Source organism: Dyella sp. M7H15-1 (genome assembly GCF_004114615.1).
Classification (GTDB): Bacteria; Pseudomonadota; Gammaproteobacteria; order Xanthomonadales; family Rhodanobacteraceae; genus Dyella_B.
The window spans coordinates 1305246-1324303 of the sequence record NZ_CP035300.1 but is presented as its reverse complement, the minus strand read 5'-3'; the positions used below and the strand labels follow the sequence as shown (position 1 = coordinate 1324303).

The following is a 19058-nucleotide window of genomic DNA, read 5'->3' as shown; positions in this document are numbered from 1 at the left end:
CATATCAAAGCTGCCCGATCACCCACTGCACCAGCAAGCTGCTGATCGACACCGCGGCCCACACGCCCAAGCCCAGCAGGATTGGACGCGCACCGGTCGACGCCATCTTGCGCAGGTTGGCAGACAGGCCGATCGCCGTCAGCGCCACGATGATCATGAACTCCGCCGCCATATGCAGCACCGGCTGGATCGTTACCGGAACGAAACCGGCCGTGCGCACCGCTGAAGCCACCAGGAACCACAGGATGAACCATGGGAAGATGCTGCGCAGGTTGAAGTCGCTGGCGACACCCGAATGCTTGGCCGCATGCTTTTCACGCACCGCCACGGCGATAGCCATGATCAGGCAGATCGGAATGATCAGCGTGGCACGTGTCAGCTTCACGATGGTGGCAAAATCGCCAGCCGCCTTGCTGTAACTGTACCCGGCCGCCACCACCGAAGAGGTGTCATTGATCGCTGTGCCCGCCCACATGCCGAAGCCGAGATCCGACAGGTGCAACACGTGACCCAGCAGCGGAAACAGCAGCACGGCCACCACGTTGAACAGGAAGATGGTCGAGATCGCGAAAGCCGTATCGTGATCGTCCGGCTTGATGATCGGCGTCACCGCGGCAATCGCCGATCCGCCGCAGATGGCCGTGCCCACGCCGATCAAGATCTGAAGCTTGTTGTGCACCTTCATCAAGCGGCCCAAGACCAGTGCGGTGACGAACGCGGTAGTCATCGTCACCAGTGTCACGGAGAGCGATTCCAGCCCGGTCTTGGCCACCTGCGTCAGGCTCAGCCCGAAACCCAGCGTGACGATCGACCACTGCAGAATCTGTTTGCTGGCGAACTGGATGCCAGGACTGAAACGTTCGCCCGGCGCGAACAGGTTGCGCACGGCGATACCGATCACGATGCCGAACACCGGCCCGCCGATCAGCGGCACCCAGTGTCCCAGCCACCACGCCGCCAGAGCGATGGCGATGGCCAACAGCAGACCGGCGGCGCGGACTGGCAGGGGAGGTGTGGCGGAGAGGAAGGCGGCGTTCATGGCGGAATGTCCTTGGGGATAGGCGCATTGTCCAACTTGGCATGTATTAGGAAAATTTGAAATATCTAATCAAATACATAAAATAAGCTGATGCTAAATGTCAGCCTGCGCCAGCTCGATGTCTTCATACAGATCGCCCTGCACGGCAGCGTGCGCGCCGCCGCTGAGCGGCTGCACCTCACCCAGCCGGCCGCCAGCATGGCGCTAGCGGAAATGGAGCGGCAGCTTGACGCGCCCGTGTTCGATCGCGAGCGTGGGCGGCTTCGGCTGAACGCACGTGGGCGTGAACTGCTGCCGCTGGCGCAGGAGCTGCTGGAGCGCCACGCAGAATTCGGGCGCCGCGCTGCTGGCATGACGCATGCGCTGGCCGGCGAGTTGCGTATTGGGGCAAGCAACACGGTCGGCAATTACCGCGTGGGCGAACTGCTGGGCGATTTCGTACGTCTGCATCCGCAGGTGGCGATTCGCCTGCGCGTAACCAACACCGATGACATCGCCGTGGCAGTGCTCGATCACAGCCTCGACATCGGCTGCGTGGAGGGCCCGGTTACGCACTCTTTATTGGAAACGCATCCTTGGCGCGATGACGTGCTGCTGGTGTGTGCGCCGCCCGATCACCCGCTGGCCAAAAAGCGCGTGTTGAAACCCGAACACTTCGCCGGCGCACGCTGGGTGCTGCGCGAACCCGGCTCCGCCACGCGCGTCACCACCGAACGCGCACTGGCGCAATTGCCACCGGGTGAAACGGTGATGGAGCTGGATCAGATCGAAGCGATCAAGCAGGCCGTCACCGCAGGGCTCGGCATCGCCTGCCTGCCGCAGGTGGCTGTGACCGATGCGCTGGCGACGGGGCGATTGGTAGCATTGAAAACACCGTTCCTCGATTTGCGCAGAAGACTTTCGATACTTCTGCATCGCGAGAAGTATCGCGGTGCCGCGCTGGAGGCGTTCCTGCATTCGGTGACATAGCGCATTGCCTTGAGGCCGCTTCACCTGTGCTTTGCTCAAGGACAAGCTGCGCAAGGCGCGACGTCGTGAAGGACGTTATCTACGGCCGTAAAAACATTCCTATCGATGGAACGCCAACCGCTGGCCCCGCACAGCATCGTCCACACGTAAGCCATCCCACACGCGCTGTCCATTGACGAACGTTGACACAATCGAGCTGCTGAACGTATAGCCTTCAAACGGGGACCAGCCACACTTGGACAGCACTTCCTCACGCTTCACCGTATGCGGCTTGCGCGGATCCACCAACACCAGATCGGCAGCATAGCCTTCGCGCAGGAAGCCGCGCTCGTGCACGTCAAACAACGTCGCCGGTGCATGGCAGACGGCCTCCACTACGCGTTCTAGCGTCAACTTGCCTTCGGCAACACGCTGCAAAGCGGCCTGCAAGGCAAACTGCACCAACGGCAGGCCGGAGGGCGCTTTGTCGTAAAGCTGGCCTTTTTCTTCCAGCAAATGCGGTGCGTGATCGGTTGCCAGCACATCGATGCGGCTTTCTGCCACGGCCTTGGTAATAGCTTCGCGGTCCACTGCCGTTTTGATTGCCGGATTGCACTTGATCAGGAAGCCCAGGCGCTCATAGTCCGCGTCGTCGAAATGCAGGAAATGCACACAGGTTTCGGCCGTGATCTTCTTGCCCTTGATCGGGCCGGGCTGGAACAGTACAAGCTCATCGGCCGTGGAAATGTGCAGCACATGCAGGCGCGTGCCGTGCTTCTGCGCCAGCGACATGGCCAGTCGTGTCGACTTGATACAGGCTTCGCGTGAACGGATCAGCGGATGTTCGCGCGCTGGAATGTTCTCGCCGTATTTCTGGAGTGCCTTGGTATGTAGTACGTCGATCATCGGTGTGTCTTCGCAGTGGGTGATGATCGGCGTGGGGGCCTCACGAAAAATGCCATCCAGTGTTTCTGGATTATCGACCAGCATGTTGCCGGTGGACGCGCCCATGAACACCTTGATGCCCGGCGCGGCTTTCGGATCGAGTGCGCGGATGGCTTGGAGGTTGTCGTTGCTCGCACCCAGGTAGAACGCGTAATTCACCGCCGAGGTTTCGGCCGCGCGGCTGTACTTGGTTTCCAGCGACTCACGATCCAGCGCTGGCGGCTTGGTGTTGGGCATTTCCATGAAGCTGGTGATGCCACCGGCAGCGCAGGCGCGCGACTCGTGGGCGATATCAGCCTTGTGGGTCAGGCCCGGTTCGCGAAAGTGCACCTGATCGTCAATCATCCCAGGTAGCAGCCACAGCCCGGTGGCATCGATCACCTGTTCACCCCCATGCGTGTCCAGGCTTTCGCCAATGGTCTCGATGTGGCCGTGCTTCACGCGTACGTCGGCGTAGAAGCGGCGGCCCTCGTTGACTAGTTCGGCGTTCTTGATCAGCCAGTCAGTGGACATGCGGTTCTCCATGGTTGCGGCAACGGGGGAAGTGGAAGTGCTCGGGGACCGGGTCCTGCCCTCCTGTGCACAGCGGCTGACAACGTAATATGCGCCATCCAGCCAGTAGGCTGCCCCGCCAGGGACCAAAGCGGGAGACGGCAATCCGTGCATAATCGGAGCAACTGGGGTAAAAGCGACAACGCTGTCCCAAAAGGGGGCTGATGAAGCGCTTATAGAGTTTAATCAGGAAAAGGATTGATCGACTCACGGCATTCACATTGCCGAAACACTTGCGGCACTTAATTGCTGCAAGTATTCCAGAAGGAAGGTTGCCGGTGTGAGGGGATTGGGCTATAACAGCCGGCCGCCACAGTCAAAATGGTGAAGGTACATGGCGAAAACCACGCGTAACTCCACCGCCGCCAAGACTGCTCAGAAGGGAAAGGCGACGGGTAAGGGCAACGAAACCAAAGTCAGCAAGGCCAAAGTCGCTACGACCAAGTCCGCGAAGACGCACGCACCTGCCAAGAAGGCAGCGGCGAAGAAGGTGCCGGCCAAGGTGGTCGCCAAGAAGGTGTCTGCCAAGAAGGTGGTCGCCAAGAAGGTGGTCGCCAAGAAGGTGCCCGCCAAGAAGGTGCCCGCCAAGACAGTCGTTGAGAAGAAAGCCGCCAAGCCTGTCGCCAAGCCGCAACCGAAGAAGGTCGCACCCACGTCTGTGCCGGCTAAGAAGGTAGCGGGTAAACCGGAACCCGGGCACGCTGGGCCGCCCAAGCCGGCGCCGGCCAAGAAAATGGTGGAAGAAAAGGTTGTCGCCAAGCCGGCCGCCAAGCCAGTCCTGGCCAAGCCCGCCAAGCCCGCGATTGAGGCAAAGCATCCGGCGCCAGTCGCACAAACTGCAACACGCCAATCCGTATCATCCAAGGCTACTGCCCCTATGGGGGGCAAAGTGGCCAGTGCTGTCGGTCCGACGGCACCGCGCGTAGCCAACGCCACCGCGAACCACTCGACTACCAAGAAGCAGAAGAACACGCAGTCCTCAATGAATAACACCGCTACAAATCTCGATAATGGCGTAACCCGCGAAGACGGCCGTTACGCGCTACCCCTTACCACCACCATCGACCTGCCTTCTGGCTATCGTCCCTCTGCGGACGAGGAGTACATGAATCCTCGTCACCTGGCCTACTTCCGCAACAAGTTGCGCGAATGGCGCGAGCAGTTGGTGGAAGAGTCCCGCCAAACCATGGAAAACCTTCGTGACGAAGTCCGCGACGTGGGCGACGAAGCCGAACGCGCCACCCGCGAGACCGAAAACTCACTGGAGCTGCGTACCCGCGACCGCTACCGCAAGCTGATTTCCAAGATCGACAAGGCTCTACGCCGAATCGAGGAAGGCCGCTATGGCTATTGTGAAGAAACTGATGAGGAAATCGGCTTGGAGCGTCTTGATGCGCGTCCCATTGCTACCTTGTCGTTGGATGCACAGGAACGTCGCGAGCATCTGCAGAAACAGATGGGTGATTGATTCCACGAAAAAGCCCCGCCGAGAGCGGGGCTTTTTGTTTTTGTGGGCCATTGCTCAATTTGGGAGGTTTGGCGCTCTCATATGCTTGTTTTTCCAGTTTTGTAGGCTGGGACGAAATCCCAACTTTCTTTGAGCCTAACGAGGCTGGGATTTCATCCCTACGCAGCTTCCAGCGCCGCCGCATGCGCCTTCAACTTCGCCAACATGGCTGCCAAACCGTTCGAACGGGTGGGTGACAAATGCTTGGCCAGCCCGATCTGCCGGATAAACTCCGGTTCGGTGGCGACGATTTCGGCAGCGGAGCGGTCGGAGTACACCCGCAACACCAGCGCAATCAGCCCGGAAACAATCGCCGAATCGCTGGTGGCGTCAAAGTGCATCTGTGAAGCGTCGCCACTGGGTATCAACCACACCATGGACTGGCAGCCGTGCACGCGGTATTCCTCGGTCTTCCATTCTTCGGGGAAGGGCGGCAACTGCTTGCCCAGGTCGATCAGGTATTGGTAGCGCTCGGTCCAGTCACCGAAAAAGGCAAATTCCTCGGCAATGTCTTGTTGAGCCTGGGTGGCGCTGGCATTGGCAATCGTGTTCATGCGCCTATTATCGCGCGGATCGCCATGCTGGGGATGCTCTGATTTATTCCGCGTACCCGTCACCGCATTGTCTGCGCGTGTGGCTGCGGCCCAACGTCTCGACAGACAGTCAGTCTGCCTTCACCGTTGGGCCGCAGCCACACGCGCAGACAATGCGGCCACCACATCTTGAATTTAAAGGACGTCATGCCGGGTGCGTGGAATAGATCAGAGCATCCCTAGAGCCGAATCAGTGCTTTACGATGCTCCAGCGCGTGCCTTGGGCCCCGTCCTCGATCATCACGCCCATGGCCATCAGCTCGTTGCGGATAGCATCGGCACGGGCAAAATCCTTGGCGGCACGCGCGGCGTGGCGTGCTTCCAGCAGACTCTCCACGTGTTCGGCATCCACGTTCTGGCCGCCAGCCTGTTTGAACCAAACTTCGACATCGTCCTGCAGCAGGCCCAACATCGTACCCGCTCCGAGCAGGGCGGCCTTGGTGGCAGCGGAAGGTGCTTGGCGGGCGGCATCGGCCAGCAACGACAGCTCAGCCAGGGCCTTGGGGGTGTTGAGGTCGTCGCTCAGGGTTTCTTCGAGCTGGGCGGGCACGGGCAGCGGTTGAGCAGGATCGAGTTCAATCGCACTGAGTTCGCGCAGCACGCGATACCAGCCATCCAGTGTACTGATTGATTGGGCAATGGCCGCATCGGACCAATCCAGCGGCTGGCGATAGTGGCCACGCAGCAACAGCAGGCGCAGGGCTTCCGGTGGATGCATCTTGAGCAGCTCATGCACGTGCAGCACATTGCCCAGCGACTTGGACATCTTGCGGCCATCGAAGGTGAGCATGCCGTTATGCAGCCACCAGCGCGCAAACACCTTGCCGCCATGGGCGCAGGTGGACTGGGCGATCTCGTTCTCGTGATGCGGAAACTGCAGGTCCACGCCACCGGCGTGGATGTCGATGGTCTCGCCCAGGTGCGCTGCGCTCATGGCCGAGCATTCGATATGCCAACCTGGGCGACCACGTCCCCAGGGGCTGTCCCAGCCGGGCAGTTCGGGGGTGGAGGGTTTCCACAGCACGAAGTCGGTCGGGTTTTTCTTGTAGGGAGCGACCTCGACGCGAGCACCGGCGATCAGCTCATCGATGTCGCGACCGGAAAGCGCGCCATAGTTAGGGTAAGAGCTTACGTCGAACAGCACATGGCCTTCCGCCACGTAGGCATGTCCGCCAGTGATCAGGATTTCGATCATGCGGATGATCTGGTCGATATGTTGGGTGGCGAACGGCTCGATGTCTGGCTGCGCGATCCCGAGCTTGGCCATGTCTTCGCGATACGCCTTGGTGAAGCGTCCCGTGATGCTGCCGATCGGCACCCCTCGTTCGATCGCGGCGTGGTTGATCTTGTCGTCCACGTCGGTGATGTTGCGGGCGTAGATCACCTGCGGGTAATGGCGGCGCAGCAGTTTGACTAGTACGTCGAAGACGACCGGGCCGCGCGCATTGCCGATATGCACATAGCTGTAGACCGTCGGTCCGCATAGGTACACCGTCACCCGATTCGGATCGAGCGGCGCAAAGGGCTCGATGCGGCGGCTGAGGCTGTTATAGAGCGAGATCGGCATGGGGCAGGGTCCGCAGCTTGGCTGGTACAGGCAAATGAATCAGACATCTTATCAAGGTCCCGCCGAAAGGCAGTCGGAGCCCAACATCAGATGCTTCTGAAATTTACAATTCTCAACACAAAACAAAGGGCTAAATTGCGGTACTTCTAAGCGTGGATTCAGCGTGAATTTGCTGCAATTTCGCTGTGCGCAAAAGGCGCTTTCATCCACCCCTTTGTGGAGGTTGTCCATGAATAAGAATATGCTGTTGATCCCGTTGCTGGTGTTGGTCAGTGTGTCCGCCGTGGTGGCGGCGCAGACCAGCTACGGCAACTATCCCCCGCCGCCGCAGGGCGCGGCACCGCCGCCACCCAGTGCAGGTGGTGGTGACAACGCACACTATGCCTGGGCCGATGTGCTCCGTGTCGATCCGGTTTACAGTGTTGTCCAGACGACCACCCCGACGCAGCAGTGTTACGACCAGCAAGTCACCCAGCAGACGCCGAGCAACAAGGGCATCGGCACGGTGCTGGGAGCGGTGGTGGGTGGTGTGCTCGGCAGTACCATTGGCCACGGTCGTGGCAACACCGCCGCTATCGTGGGCGGCGCGGTAGCGGGTGGGGCGGTCGGCAATTCTGTCTCGAGCGGCGGCCAAACCTACACCTCCGACCAGACCGTCTGTCAGCCTGACAGCCAGGTTACGCAGCAGCGCCAGATTATTGGCTATGACGTCGAGTACCGTTATCACGGCGACGTTTATATGTCGCGCCTGAGTTATGACCCGGGTGAACGCCTGCGCGTACGCGTCAACGTGGCGCCTGCGGACTGATCGAAGCGTCCCGTTTCCTAAGGCGACCGCTGCCCTGGCACGGTCACCTTTTGTTTTGGCGGCTTGCCGGCGTTTTTTGTTGCATGGCAACGCAAATCCAGTCATGATTGAAATTCAACTACCCGGAATCCCCATGTCCGCAGCCGTCTATACCGCTATCGTGCTTACCAGCGCCCGCATGGCCGCTGGCATGACTTCGCGTGCGCGTCGACCGCTGGACCGACATTCGGCCGGGTAGGCTGTCGCCACGTTGCAAGTGAATACGACGACAAAACCCGGCCCTTGCGCCGGGTTTTTTGCTTTTTCGGACTGGAGTCAACGATGTCGCTTCGCCATTTTCTAACCACCCAGGATTACAACCGCGCTGAAATCGACGCGTTGCTTGAACAGGCTGCCGTTTTCAAGCGCTCGCCATGTGGTCAGCAGCTTGCTGGCAAGTCGATGGCATTGCTGTTCTTCAATCCTTCGATGCGTACGCGCACCAGTTTCGAACTGGGTGCCTTCCATCTCGGCGGCCATGCCATCGTGCTGTCGCCCGGCAAGGACGCATGGCCGATCGAGTTTCGTCCGAATGTGGTGATGGATGGCGAAGCCGAAGAACACATCGCTGAAGTGGCGCGTGTGCTGAGCCGCTATGTCGATCTGATTGCAGTGCGCGCCTTCCCCAAATTCCAGGATTGGTCGGTGGACCGTGAAGATGCTGTGATCAAGGCCTTCGCGCAGTACGCCACGGTGCCGGTGATCAACATGGAAACGATCACTCATCCCTGCCAGGAACTGGCACACGCGCTGGCACTGAAGGAGCGCTTTGGCGATCTCAGCGGCCGCAAGTATGTGTTGACCTGGACCTATCATCCCAAGCCGCTCAACACCGCCGTGGCCAATTCCGCCTTGCTGATCGCCACCAAGATGGGCATGGACGTGACCCTGCTGTGCCCCACACCCGATTACGTGCTGGACGAGCGTTACATGGCCTTCGGCGAGCAGAATGCCAGGGAAAACGGCGGTTCGCTCAAGGTCAGCCATAACATCGAGGAAGCCTATCGCGGCGCCGACGTGGTCTACGCCAAGAGTTGGGGCGCTTTGCCGTTCTTCGACCGCTGGGAGCAGGAAAAGCCGATCCGCGACGCGCACAAGCATTTCATCGTCGATGAAGCCAAGATGGCACTGACCCACAACGGCGTTTTCAGCCACTGCCTGCCGCTGCGTCGAAACATCAAGGTGACCGACGCGGTGATGGATTCGCCCGCATGCATCGCTGTCGATGAAGCAGAGAACCGCCTGCACGTGCAGAAGGCGGTGATGGCCTCGCTGATCGCACAACATTGAGCCGCAGAACACGTCATGTACCTGCCCAAATCCTTCCACGAAACGCGCATCGATGTGCTGCATGCGCTGATTCGCGACTATCCGCTCGGCACCGTGGTCATGCATGGAGCCGGAGGGCTGACAGCCAATCATCTGCCGCTGGAACTGGCGGGTGACGGCTTGCTGCAGGGGCACGTTGCGCGCGGCAATGAACTGACCAAGGCTGACGGCGCGCAAGTGCTGGTGATGTTCCAGGCAGCCAACGGCTACATCAGTCCCCACTGGTATCCGAGCAAGCATGAAACCGGGCGCGAGGTGCCGACTTGGAATTACGCCGTGGTGCATGTGCACGGCCGTTTGCGAGTGATCGAAGACAAAGCCTGGCTGCGTGGCTTTCTCGAGCGGCTGACGGACCGTCACGAAGCGTCACAACCCAGGCCCTGGCAGGTCAGCGATGCGCCGGAAGATTACATCCAGAAAATGCTGAAGACCATCGTCGGGCTGGAAATCAGCATCGATCGGATCGAAGGCAAGTTCAAGTTGAGCCAGAACCATCCTGATGCCAATCGTGCCGGTGTGGTCAGGGGACTGGGTGAGCGGGAAGGACTGCGCGATGCCGAGCTTGCCGACCTGATGCAACAAGCCGAGGAGCGTCGTCATGGGTGAGAAACATCAGTCGGCCTACTCACCCCTAATTGCTCGATGGTTGTTCTCTTGTCTATTTTCTAACTAATACTTTTTAGCTTTACTGAGGTCATTGCTATGTCGAATGCCACCCCGAGTCCCGTCAGCCACAACAAAAACATCGTTCTCGCCTTTTCCGGTGGCCTCGACACCAGTTTCTGCATTCCCTACCTGCAAGAACGCGGCTGGGCCGTGCATACCGTGTTCGCCGACACCGGTGGCGTGGACGATGAAGAGCGCGCTTACATCGAAGCGCGCGCCAAGGAACTGAAGGCGGTCAGCCATCAGACCATCGACGGCGGCCCGGCGATCTGGAATGGCTTCGTCAAACCATTCGTGTGGGCTGGCGAGGGTTACCAGTCGCAGTATCCGTTATTGGTGTCCGACCGCTACCTGATCGTGGACGCGGCATTGAAGCGCTGCGCCGAGCTGGGTACCAAGGCGATTGCGCACGGCTGCACCGGCATGGGCAATGACCAGGTGCGTTTCGACCTGGCAGTGAAGGGGCAGGGCGATTACGAGATCGTCGCGCCGATCCGCGAAATCCAGAAAGAACACACGGAAGTTCGTGCCTACGAGCAGAAGTATCTGGAAAACCTCGGCTTTGGCGTGCGTGCCAAGCAGAAGGCGTATACCATCAACGAAAACCTGCTCGGCCTGACCATGTCTGGCGGCGAGATCGACCGCTGGCAGGCGCCGGGCGAAGGTGCGATGGGCTGGTGCAAGCCGCGCGCCGAATGGCCGTCCAAATCGTTGCGCCTGAAGATCAGTTTCGTCAACGGCGAGGCGGTGGCGCTGGATGGCGAGAAGATCGCCGGCCACAAGATGCTCGCCAAGCTCAACACACTGCTGGCGCAATACGGTGTGGGCCGCGGTATCTATACCGGCGACACCACCATTGGCCTGAAGGGTCGCATCATTTTCGAAGCGCCAGGTCTTGCCGCATTGTTGGTCGCGCATCGTGCACTGGAAGAAGCCGTGCTCACCAAGCATCAGAATCGCTTCAAGCCGGACGTCGCACGCAAGTGGGTGGAGCTGGTGTACGAGGGCTTCTACCACGATCCGCTCAAGACCGACCTCGAAGCTTTTCTGGCGTCCAGCCAGGCAACCGTCAACGGCGATGTCACGTTGGAAACCACCGGCGGCGTCGTCAATGCAATCGCCGTCGAATCCCGTCATATCCTCAATGCCAAGGGCGCTACCTATGCGCAGGCGGCAGACTGGGGCGTGGCTGAGGCGGAAGGCTTCATCAAGCTGTTCGGCATGAGCAGCACCTTGTGGGCTGAGGTGAACCGATGAGTGCTGGGAGCGTGGGAATCGGGAATCGGGAATCGGGAATCGGGGAAGCAGCATTGCTCGATGCGACGCTGACGCATTTGCGTGCTTTGGTGTCGTTCGATACGCGCAATCCGCCGCGCGAAATCGACACCGGCGGTATTTTCGATTATTTGCGCGAACATCTGCCCGGTTTTGAAATGAGCGTTGCCGATCATGGCGCGGGCGCGGTGACGCTGTATGCCGTGCGCGGCAAGCCGAAATATCTGTTCAATGTGCATCTGGATACCGTGCCCGATTCGCCGCACTGGACCCAGGATCCGCACGTCCTCACGGTGACGGCTGATCGCGCAATTGGCCTTGGCGCAAGCGACATCAAAGGTGCGGCCGCGGCGTTGCTGGCGGTGGCCAAGGCCACATCTGGCGATATGGCCTTGCTGTTGTCCACGGATGAAGAGGCCAACGACCCACGCTGTATCGCTGCCTTCCTCAAGGAGGGGCATCCTTACGACGCGGTGATTGTCGCTGAACCGACCTGCGGCGAAGCCGTGCTGGCACATCGAGGCATTCATTCCGTGCAGATGCGTTTTGTTGGGCAGGCAGGCCATGCTTCCGGCGAGCAGCACCCCAACGACAGCGCGTTGCATCAGGCGATCCGTTGGGGCAGTGCGGCACTGGATTACGTGGAGCGTCAATCACGCGAGCGTTTCGGCGGCCTGACCGGTTTGCGCTTCAACGTCGGTCGCGTCGAAGGCGGCATCAAGGCCAACATGATTGCGCCGACGGCGGATGTGCGTTTTGGCTTCCGTCCGCTGCCCAGTATGAAACCGGATCACCTGCTGGAAACCTTCCGCACCCTGGTCGAACCGCAACCGCTGAGCTACACCGAGTTGTTCCGTGGCGATTCCCTGCCAGCTGGCGATACCGCTACCGCCGAAACAAGGCGCCTTGCCGCACGCGATATCGCCGATGAATTGGGCATTCCGGTCGGCAATGCCGTGAACTTCTGGACCGAAGCCGCGCTGTTCTCTGCGGGCGGCTACATCGCCTTCGTCTACGGCCCTGGCGATATCGCCCAAGCGCACACTGCCGACGAATGGGTTGCCCTCGATCAATTGCAAAAATACGCCGAAACCATCTACGAGATCGTGAACCGTGGAAGCGCATAAGACCACCCGCCAGACCATTGTGCGCCTGCTCTCCGCCATGGGCAGCGCCAAGGAAATCCAGCAATACCTCAAGCGCTTTTCGCAGCTTGATGCCAAGCGCTTCGCTGTGGTCAAGGTCGGCGGCGCCGTACTGCGCGACGAGCTGGCCGACCTCACGTCATCGCTGACCTTCCTGCAGCAGGTCGGCTTGACACCGATCGTGTTGCACGGTGCCGGCCCTCAGCTGGATGAAGAACTGCAGGCGGCCGGCATCACCAAGCAGACCGTCAACGGGTTACGTGTTACCTCGCCCAAGGCGCTGGGCATTGTGCGCCGCGTGTTCCAGCAGCAGAACCTGCGACTGGTGGAAGCCTTGCAAGCGATGAATACGCGCGCCACCTCGGTGCCCTCCGGCGTCTTCATGTCCAGCTTCCTGGACAAAGACGTCTACGGCATGGTCGGCAAGGTCGATAGCATCAACCTTGCACCGATTGAGGCCAGTTTGCGTGCAGGCTCCATCCCGGTGATCGCCAGCCTTGGCGAAACCGACGAAGGCCAGTTCCTCAACATCAATGCCGACTTCGCCGCTAACGAACTGGTGCGTGTGCTGGAACCGTACAAGATCATCTTCCTTACCGGCACCGGCGGTCTGCTGGATGACCGGGGACAGGTCATCGATTCGATCAACCTGAGCACCGAATACGATCACCTGATGGCCCAGTCTTGGATCAATGGCGGCATGCGCGTGAAGATCGAGCAGATCGCCGATTTGCTGCAAGGCCTGCCACTGACGTCGTCGGTGTCGATTACGCGTCCGTCGGAGCTGGCGAAAGAGCTGTTTACGCACAAAGGTTCCGGCACGCTGGTGCGCCGGGGCGAGAAAGTGTTCTGCTTCGAAAGCTGGGAAGGCGTGGATCATGCACGCATGCGCACGCTGATCGAATCCAGCTTCGGCTGCAAGGTGGTCGACGATTATTTCGAACGCACTACGCCTTATCGCATCTACGTCAGCGAAAACTATCGCGCCGCGATGATCCTCACCAACGAGGACGGCTTGATCTATCTGGATAAATTCGCAGTGCTCGATGATGCCAAGGGCGAAGGTCTGGGACGCGCGGTATGGTTGGTGATGCGCGAGGAAAACCCGAGCTTGTTCTGGCGGTCACGCCATGGCAACCAGGTGAATCACTTTTATTACGCCGAATCGGATGGTTGCTACAAGCAGGAACGCTGGAAAGTGTTCTGGTACGGCCTGCACGACTTCGACACGATCGAGCGTTGCGTCGCTCACTGCGCCGTACGTCAACCGACTTTGGTGGATTAACGATCATGGCTGCTTCCAACAAGCGCATCGGCATCGTAGGTGCTCGTGGCCACACCGGCGCAGAACTGATCAAGCTGGTAGCTGCGCATCCTTCGCTGGAATTGGCGTACGTGTCGTCACGTGAGCTGGATGGTCAGCGCGTGGATGAGCACGTTCCCGAATACCAGGGCGATCTGCATTACACATCGCCGGCGCATGAAGATCTGCCTAGCCTTGATGCGGATGTGGTGGTGCTGGCTTTGCCCAATGGCAAGGCGTCGGTATGCGTCGAAGCCTTCGACAAGGCCGGCAAGGATCCGGTGATCGTGGACCTTTCTGCCGATTACCGCTTCGATAACACCTGGTACTACGGCCTGTTGGAACTCACGCGCAACCAATGGCGCGGCGAGAAACGCATCAGCAATCCCGGCTGCTATGCCACCGCGATCCAGTTGTCCATCGCGCCGCTCAAGGGCGTGCTGGCAGCACCGCCGGTGTGTTTCGGTGTTTCCGGTTATTCTGGCGCAGGCACCACTCCGTCGGACAAGAACAATCCGGAGAAGCTGCGCGACAACCTGATGCCGTACTCCTTGACCGGACACATGCACGAGAAGGAAGCGAGCCGCCACCTGGGTATCCCGGTGGAATTCATGCCGCATGTCGCACCGCATTTTCGTGGCCTGACCGTCACCACCAATCTGTACCTTGCTCGATCACACAAGCACGAAGATATTCTTGCGTTGTTCCAGCGAACCTATGGTGACGAGAAGCTGGTGCGCGTGCAGGATGAATCGCCGTGGGTCAGCCAGGTTGCCGGCAAGCATCATGCCGAGGTGGGTGGCTTTGCGGTGTCGGCAGACGGCAAGCGTGTCGTCATCGTTGCTACCCTGGATAACCTTTTGAAAGGTGCGGCTACGCAGGCGATGCAAAACATCAATCGGGCGATTGGCATGGACGAGTACACCTCCATTCCCATTTGAGCGACACATTGACTCCCTTCCCTGTGTGCAGCCTGTCTTTTGATCACATTTAGATTGGCGAGGATCGAAACACCCATGGCACGAGACTCATCATGACCGACCTCCTTTGGCAAAAAAACGGTGTCGAGACCAACGCTAAGATCATGAAGTTCCTGGCCGGCGACGATGTGCTGCTGGATCGCGAATTCTTCCTGCATGACATCACTGCCAGCAAGGCGCATGTCGAAGGCTTGGCCCATATCGGAGTGGTCAGCGCGCAAGAAATGCAGGATCTCAAACGCGAACTGGATGCCCTTGTCGAGGACTTCCGCGCCGGCCATTTTGTACTGGACGATCGTTACGAAGACGGCCATTCTGCCATCGAAGCGCGTCTCACCGACCGACTTGGTGATGCCGGTCGTCGCGTGCACACCGGCCGTAGCCGTAACGACCAGATTCTTGTCGCCACACGTTTGTGGCTGAAGGAAAAGCTCGCCGAACTGGAAACGCATTGCCACACCATTGCCGAAGTATGCTTGCAGCGTGCAGCCCAACCGGCCTTACCCTTGCCGGGCTACACCCACTTGCAGCGTGCGGTGGTTTCATCGACGTCGATGTGGTTCGCCGGCTTTGCCGAGGGTTTTGTCGATAACGCATGGCGTGCGCGTCAGACCGAGGTCTGGATTGATGCCAATCCGCTCGGCACCGCAGCCGGTTACGGCGTGAATCTTCCGCTCGATCGCGCCCACACCACCCAGGCGCTTGGCTTTTCGCGGATGCAGGTGTCGCCGATCTATGCCCAGCTTTCGCGCGGCAAGTTCGAAATGGCCGTGATGGAAAGCATCGGCAGCGCCATGCTCGATGCGCGCCGTCTGGCCTGGGATCTTTCGCTGTTTACCACAGCGGAATTCAATTTCGTCACGCTGCCGTCCGAATACACTACCGGTAGCTCCATCATGCCCAACAAGCGCAACCCCGACGTGGTGGAGCTGCTGCGTGCTTCGTATGCAACCGTCGCCGCCGCACGCTGCGAAATTGAACAACTGCTTTCGTTGCCTTCGGGTTATCAACGCGACCTGCAATTTTCCAAGGGCTCGCTGTTTCATGGCGTGACACATGGTCTTGCAGCGCTCGAACTACTGCCAGACCTGCTTGCACGCATGCAATGGAACGAAACCGCCATGCGCGCCGCCATCGAACCGGCCATGTATGCCACCGACGTGGCCATCGAGCAGGCCGCCGCAGGCGTGCCTTTCCGTGACGCTTATCGTGCAGCCGCGGAAGCCGTCACGGCTGCCGGGCAGGGGCGCACACCCGAAGCGAGCCTGGCTGCGCGTACATCACCTGGTGCCGGCAACGATCTGCACCTGGATGCATTACGGCAACGTCTCGCCAACTTGACTACCTGACCGAATCCATCCACTTAGAATCTGTTTGCAATCTTTTCGTTATCCCCGATGATGGGGCGATGACGAGAAACCACGACGCCAGTGACATTAGCCGAGAAAAATTTGCGCAGATCGAGCCACTGCTATGCAGCGTGCAGAGTCGCACGAAGCCTCCAACCGTGGAGATCGTAAGCACGTCTGCTTCGCCTAATGATCGAAGATAACGAAAAAATTGCAAACAGGCTCTTAAACCCTGTGATCGATAATTAATCGTAATAAGGTAAATACCTTAGAGAAAGAGGTTCAACCTAACTGTTACTATTTCCTGATTCCGTGACCTCCTAACGCGCAGTGCGCATGGCCTATGGGTTTGCGAGTGATCTTTGACTCACCCGGCGGGTGAGTGGGTGCTTTCACGCAAAGCAAGCGGGCAGCGGGCATGCGAGTCAGAAGCTCACGGAATCAGGTATTTTAAATAGAGTTCCTAATTTTGTATCTTTTAGAAAGTTAGGTCTGAAAATTTGGTGATCGTTGATTATTTTTCATGTAAGTAGCCCCCGGCAAAGCCGGGGCTTACCTCATGCTGAGTTAAATGATTGGCGTAATTTTAGATGGACTGTCACGAATTATGAATATATTAAGTTTTGGTATGAAGTTACATGCGGAAATCATGGAAGTTGACGAGCAAAAGTCGGCAGTTAAAAGCTCATCATCTGATTCGATAGAAATTGCTCATTATCACTTGGAAGGCGATTCATCTAATAATTTAGCACTAAATGTGTTAAGTAACTTAATCGATTTAGGAGTCGTTGATATCTTTACATATGGATCATCTCATGCGGAAAGGACAAATAATATTATTCGAAACTTTGATACATTCAAAGCAAAAATTTTTATCTCAATTCAGGAGAATCTACAAAATCCTTTGCTTGATCATGTAATGAATAAAGCTGGATTGTCAATCGATCAAATCGAGAAGTTGATGAACGAAATTGACGCCGATATTATTCGTGACCTGAATCTTGGTGACGTTCGCGTGATAGATCAGCGACCATTTCATGTTCGATCTATTTATCCTCAATTGGAAAGCAAAGATCAACTTCATTCGGACATGGATTTTATGCGCGCTAAAAATAAGCGCATGAAAACCGAATTCGAGAATGATATTTTACAGTTAAATGCAGCTAATAAAAATCGCCTGATGATGTTTCACTCCGATCCATCACCTCACGTGGATGTGCTTGGAATTGGTCGTGGAAATAACCAGAGCCGATATTGGGAATACATGCCTAATAAACATGAACAGAATGCGCTCTTTGTCGGTCAAAATAATGGTATTTGGCAGGGGAATTATCAACTGGCTCAAACCTCGGGTGTTCTCGAATTCGATGCTGACACCGCTGCATCGAACTATAATCCTGCTATTTCTGAATCCTTTGGTGTTTCTCAAGTCAATGCCCGTCATCTTTATAAAGGCATGATCCATTCGCAAGTCATTCATAATTTTCCTGGCATTCCAGGGGAAGTCATGAATGTGAGGAAAGCCAATGGCGATGGCTACTTGATTCAAGTTGCCTATCGCTTGAATGGGCAGAATCATGTTAAGACGGTTCACGCCAATCAAATTGTTGTCGGAACTGGGTTGTCAGATGCAAAGAATATTTTTTCGCAGCATGGTCAATTCTATAGGGAAGATTTTAAAACGATTGTAGGAGATCGATCCGAAGAAGTTTACCGCTTGCTTGTCAAAGGAGGGTATTTCCACGATTCTGGTAGAACGACCAATAAACAACCAAACCTATTGGATTTGAATGATCTGTTAAAAAATAGCTGCGAGAAGGATCAAATTTCGACAATTGCAAAGCTTATTGAAAGCGTCAATGCAGGTCGCTCATTAGGGTCGCTGTTGAATCAGTCCGATTACAAACGATTGTCTACGTTCGATCAAAAAAAAGGATTTACGCCAATTGTTGACGGTAATGCATTCATTTTATCTGATAAAGAATGCTCATCGCTGGGAGAGGGGCGTCGCATAATGGTTTGGGGTGGAGGAGGCACTGCTGCCGCAGCAACACGGCGAGGCTTGTTCTTGCAAGATACACCCGATATTAAAATGACGCCAGAAACCTATCAGCATAGGAAAAATGATGTCATATGGATAGCGAGAAACGGCTTCGACACATTGCGTGATGGTACGTTAGCCGTGGATGCCAAATCAACCTTGGGCCAAACGGGAAATCTATGGCCAAATTGTGAACTTGTTGCAATCAAGTCCCTGGCGAATGGGAAACTACAAATAACTATTGATCGCTATAGGCCTGCGGAGACATCAGCTGATCCTAAAACGGTGATCATGCGCAAGATCGAAGGGGTGGAGCTCGCGTGCATACGAGAAAGGGAGGTTGTTGAAGTCGATCAACTCGTGTATAGCCTTGGGCAGGAAAATCGAGGTATAGAACAAATATTCGATGGCATCGATATCTCAGCAAATACCATTGATATGGTTAGAGATAAAGAAATGAATGTGCCTTTGTATGGGACATTGAAAGGACACCCGGATATTCAATTCCATGGCGCGGCGTTGACAGCCGGAACGCTAGGCGCAAAGTCGGCGAATATCATGGAGGAGGTCGTGACATCGGAGAATATTCCACCCGATGTCGGCCCTGGCTCCATGCCCTTGGCATGGAGCACGATCAGAGCCAGCCATTTTTCCAACTCAGGCGTCTATTATCCATCGGTTAATGCGTCGATAGATTACAGGGCACTCATCGATAAACATTTGCAGTCCTGGGGGATAACGGATCCTGCTGTTCGCTCGGCATTTCTCGATGACATCGTGCAGCATCGAACCGATACCCGCGGAGGTATTCCAGCGAGTTCGATCAATATGTTGCTCGAAAAACATGATTTAAAACATTTATTGACAATCGACGGTGCAGGGATGCTGAAACCACTTCAAATTAGAAGCAAGCTTTGAATGGGGCTGCAAGGGTTTCTTGTGAGATGTGTGCCATCGGATGCCCCTCTGGCG

The 19058-nt window shown here is 57.2% G+C and carries 16 protein-coding genes; 11 read left to right on the top strand and 5 right to left on the bottom strand.

The window, feature by feature from the left end:
• Positions 1-4: 4 nt before the first annotated feature.
• Positions 5-1039, bottom strand: coding sequence for a putative sulfate exporter family transporter (locus EO087_RS06305; RefSeq protein WP_128898125.1), 1035 nt, complete (start codon positions 1037-1039; stop codon positions 5-7).
• Between the two features lie 90 nt (positions 1040-1129).
• On the opposite strand from EO087_RS06305, the gene EO087_RS06300 reads away from it, so the two are divergent.
• Positions 1130-2008, top strand: a complete 879-nt coding sequence (locus EO087_RS06300; RefSeq protein WP_128898124.1) for a LysR family transcriptional regulator — start codon at positions 1130-1132, stop codon at positions 2006-2008.
• A gap of 99 nt (positions 2009-2107) precedes the next feature.
• Here EO087_RS06300 and EO087_RS06295 read toward each other — a convergent pair whose 3' ends face one another.
• Together EO087_RS06295 and yidD are read right to left on the bottom strand one after the other, a co-directional pair.
• Positions 2108-3445 (bottom strand): dihydroorotase, encoded by a 1338-nt coding sequence (locus EO087_RS06295; RefSeq protein ID WP_128898123.1) that lies wholly within the window; start codon positions 3443-3445, stop codon positions 2108-2110.
• A complete protein-coding gene (gene yidD / locus EO087_RS06290; RefSeq protein WP_128898122.1) occupies positions 3435-3695 on the bottom strand; it encodes a membrane protein insertion efficiency factor YidD in 261 nt (86 codons plus the stop codon). The genes EO087_RS06295 and yidD overlap by 11 nt, the downstream gene beginning before the upstream one ends.
• 123 nt (positions 3696-3818) lie before the next feature.
• Between yidD and dksA the strand changes: the two genes are divergently transcribed.
• Positions 3819-4952: an RNA polymerase-binding protein DksA gene (gene dksA, locus EO087_RS16695; RefSeq protein ID WP_240669149.1), complete on the top strand. Its 1134-nt coding sequence runs from the start codon at positions 3819-3821 to the stop codon at positions 4950-4952.
• Positions 4953-5110: 158 nt separating this feature from the next.
• On the opposite strand, the gene EO087_RS06280 is transcribed toward dksA, so the two are convergent.
• Both EO087_RS06280 and cysS read right to left on the bottom strand, forming a co-directional pair.
• Positions 5111-5545 (bottom strand): SufE family protein, encoded by a 435-nt coding sequence (locus EO087_RS06280; RefSeq protein WP_128898121.1) that lies wholly within the window; start codon positions 5543-5545, stop codon positions 5111-5113.
• A gap of 229 nt (positions 5546-5774) precedes the next feature.
• Entirely contained in the window at positions 5775-7151 is a 1377-nt protein-coding gene (gene cysS, locus EO087_RS06275) for a cysteine--tRNA ligase (protein ID WP_128898120.1), read from the bottom strand.
• 229 nt (positions 7152-7380) lie between these two features.
• On the opposite strand from cysS, the gene EO087_RS16910 reads away from it, so the two are divergent.
• The 9 genes from EO087_RS16910 to EO087_RS06230 all read left to right on the top strand — a co-directional run bounded on the left by EO087_RS16910 (position 7381) and on the right by EO087_RS06230 (position 19004).
• Positions 7381-7959 carry a glycine zipper 2TM domain-containing protein gene (locus tag EO087_RS16910; protein WP_128898119.1) on the top strand — a complete coding sequence of 193 codons (579 nt, stop codon included), beginning with the start codon at positions 7381-7383 and terminating at the stop codon, positions 7957-7959.
• A gap of 321 nt (positions 7960-8280) precedes the next feature.
• Positions 8281-9288, top strand: a complete 1008-nt coding sequence (locus EO087_RS06265; RefSeq protein ID WP_128898118.1) for an N-acetylornithine carbamoyltransferase — start codon at positions 8281-8283, stop codon at positions 9286-9288.
• A 15-nt stretch (positions 9289-9303) separates the two neighbouring features.
• A complete protein-coding gene (locus tag EO087_RS06260; protein WP_128898117.1) occupies positions 9304-9933 on the top strand; it encodes an FMN-binding negative transcriptional regulator in 630 nt (209 codons plus the stop codon).
• A gap of 96 nt (positions 9934-10029) precedes the next feature.
• Entirely contained in the window at positions 10030-11250 is a 1221-nt protein-coding gene (locus tag EO087_RS06255; RefSeq protein ID WP_128898116.1) for an argininosuccinate synthase, read from the top strand.
• Entirely contained in the window at positions 11247-12395 is a 1149-nt protein-coding gene (locus EO087_RS06250) for an acetylornithine deacetylase (protein ID WP_128898115.1), read from the top strand. Before EO087_RS06255 ends, EO087_RS06250 begins: the two co-directional genes overlap by 4 nt.
• 37 nt (positions 12396-12432) lie before the next feature.
• Entirely contained in the window at positions 12433-13698 is a 1266-nt protein-coding gene (locus EO087_RS06245; protein WP_240669180.1) for an acetylglutamate kinase, read from the top strand.
• Between the two features lie 5 nt (positions 13699-13703).
• Positions 13704-14657: an N-acetyl-gamma-glutamyl-phosphate reductase gene (gene argC / locus EO087_RS06240; RefSeq protein ID WP_128898113.1), complete on the top strand. Its 954-nt coding sequence runs from the start codon at positions 13704-13706 to the stop codon at positions 14655-14657.
• A gap of 92 nt (positions 14658-14749) precedes the next feature.
• On the top strand, positions 14750-16045 hold the full coding sequence (argH, locus tag EO087_RS06235) for an argininosuccinate lyase (protein ID WP_128898112.1): 1296 nt from the start codon (positions 14750-14752) through the stop codon (positions 16043-16045).
• Positions 16046-16616: 571 nt separating this feature from the next.
• Positions 16617-19004 carry a hypothetical protein gene (locus EO087_RS06230; RefSeq protein WP_128898111.1) on the top strand — a complete coding sequence of 796 codons (2388 nt, stop codon included), beginning with the start codon at positions 16617-16619 and terminating at the stop codon, positions 19002-19004.
• The last annotated feature ends 54 nt before the right edge of the window (positions 19005-19058 follow it).